Origin of the sequence: Sphingobium sp. AS12 (assembly GCF_019097845.1) — a bacterium.
Taxonomy (GTDB): Bacteria; Pseudomonadota; Alphaproteobacteria; order Sphingomonadales; family Sphingomonadaceae; genus Sphingobium.
This window is the reverse complement of sequence record NZ_JAHRGM010000086.1, coordinates 1-1,543: the sequence shown is the minus strand read 5'-3', so window position 1 is coordinate 1,543 and position 1,543 is coordinate 1. Positions and strand designations below refer to the sequence as shown.

The window sequence follows — 1,543 nt, the reverse complement described above, 5'->3', positions numbered from 1 at the left end:
GGCGAAAATGGGAAGATATTGACGATATGGGCGGATGCGTCTTGCCACTCGATCAGGCCCTCGACCACATCGCTGAAAACAGCATCTTCTGGACTTGGACCTGACCAAAAACGTACAAAGTCGAGCTCAGACATCACTACTATCCGTTAACCCGCAGTGTCTAACGTAGTTGAATGATCAAAATCGACCCCGCCGAAGATGACGTGCTCGCTGATTTTGAACACATGCGGCTTGCTGCTTTGGATAGCTTGGGACTTCTCGACACGCCCCCCGAGCGCGAGTTCGATGCGGTCGTTCAGTTGGCGCAGCGTCTTATACCAAGTCCCATTGATTAGAACCCATGTGCCCACTGGCGCAGACCAATAGACATGATGCGCCAAGGCTGGTCGATGAGCTTGTTCCAGGCGAAGCAGCAATGATCGACGATGTCATCGTAGGATGAGAAGATGCGGTTCGACAGCCAGTTGTCGCGCATAAACTGCCAGACATTTTCGACGGGGTTGAGTTCCGGGCATCTGGGCGGCAGCGGCAGGAGGGTGATGTTGTCGGGCACGACCAGTTCTGCCGAGCCATGCCATCCGGCCTGATCGAGGATCAGGACGGCATGCGCTCCCGGCGCGACGTGGAAGGCGATCTCTTCGAGATGCATGCTCATAGCCTCGCTGTTGCAACGGGGCATGACGATGCCAGCACCCTTGCCCTCTGCCGGACAGATCGCGCCGAAGATCCAGGCCGACGCCCGGCGCTGATCTTTGGGCGCACAAGGCCGTGTCCCCCGCTTGGCCCAGCGGCGCGTGAGTTTGGTCTGCTGACCTATACGCGCCTCGTCCTGCCACCATAATTCTATCGCGGTTCCGCGCGGCAAGGATCGTCGGACTTTTGCCAACTGGCCTGCGAAGCTTTTTTAAAATCAGCGATGGCCTCTCCCTTCTGGCCATGGTGGCGGGGGCGGGCCGAGAGCTTGCGGAAGCCCAACGCGCGCATCTCTCGGCTCAGTGTCTGCTTGGTAATCGAAAGGCCGAACTCGTCCCACACCCACTGTGCCAGATCGATGAGGCGCCAACGGACCACCCCATGTGCTGCGGGGATTGGACCCGCTTCGACCTGCTGTGCAAGAGCGCGGCGCTGTGCAGCGCTCAGGATCGAGACTTTGCCGGGGGCCTTCCGCGTTGAAGCGGATCACCCAGTCCCGGACGATCTGAAGTGTCACGCCAGCTGCTTTGGCTGCTTCGCTCCGACTGCGACCATCAAGGATCAACGCCAACGCCAGCAACCGCCGGACTTGGTCCGGATCGTCACAGCTCCGAGAAAATCGCCGTAAATCCCCCGGCGTGAAATCTGATCGAATCCCAATCGCTGCCGCCATCGCAAGACTCCTCGTGCTTGCTCCGGTGAATCAGAAAATTACCCCCGTGGGAATCTGGAGGTTTCTGTGAGGTCGCGCGGCGGAACGCGGGCGTCATGGCACCGTGCGCGACCTCATTGAAGCCGGATTGAGCTAACCCGCTGACGCGGGCCACAGCTATGGGATTAGTAGCGTGCG

The 1,543-nt window shown here is 59.4% G+C and carries 4 protein-coding genes and 1 pseudogene; 1 reads left to right on the top strand and 4 read right to left on the bottom strand.

What is annotated here, in order from left to right; all coding sequences use genetic code 11:
- The first annotated feature begins 173 nt into the window (after positions 1 to 173).
- On the top strand, positions 174 to 335 hold the full coding sequence (locus tag KRZ98_RS23080) for a hypothetical protein (protein WP_217675523.1): 162 nt from the start codon (positions 174 to 176) through the stop codon (positions 333 to 335).
- On the opposite strand, the gene KRZ98_RS24720 is transcribed toward KRZ98_RS23080, so the two are convergent.
- From KRZ98_RS24720 to KRZ98_RS23070, 4 genes and pseudogenes are all read right to left on the bottom strand, one after another.
- On the bottom strand, positions 332 to 865 hold the full coding sequence (locus KRZ98_RS24720; protein WP_368389867.1) for an IS630 family transposase: 534 nt from the start codon (positions 863 to 865) through the stop codon (positions 332 to 334). The two genes, KRZ98_RS23080 and KRZ98_RS24720, sit on opposite strands and share 4 nt — an antisense overlap.
- The gene (locus KRZ98_RS24715) at positions 844 to 1,035 is read right to left on the bottom strand and encodes a winged helix-turn-helix domain-containing protein (protein WP_368389866.1); all 192 of its coding nucleotides are present in this window, start codon (positions 1,033 to 1,035) and stop codon (positions 844 to 846) included. Before KRZ98_RS24715 ends, KRZ98_RS24720 begins: the two co-directional genes overlap by 22 nt.
- Before the next feature lie 88 nt (positions 1,036 to 1,123).
- Positions 1,124 to 1,366 (bottom strand): annotated as a pseudogene (locus KRZ98_RS24710) (helix-turn-helix domain-containing protein); the annotation flags it as partial.
- Positions 1,296 to 1,543, bottom strand: a 248-nt coding sequence (locus KRZ98_RS23070; protein WP_217675524.1) for a hypothetical protein, incomplete at its 5' end; no start/stop codon positions are given. The gene KRZ98_RS23070 and the pseudogene KRZ98_RS24710, both read right to left, overlap by 71 nt.

Excerpts from the sequence above, each read along its gene's own strand:
- KRZ98_RS23080 (WP_217675523.1), top strand. The coding sequence starts at position 174 with ATGATCAAAATCGACCCCGCCGAAGATGACGTGCTCGCTGATTTTGAA.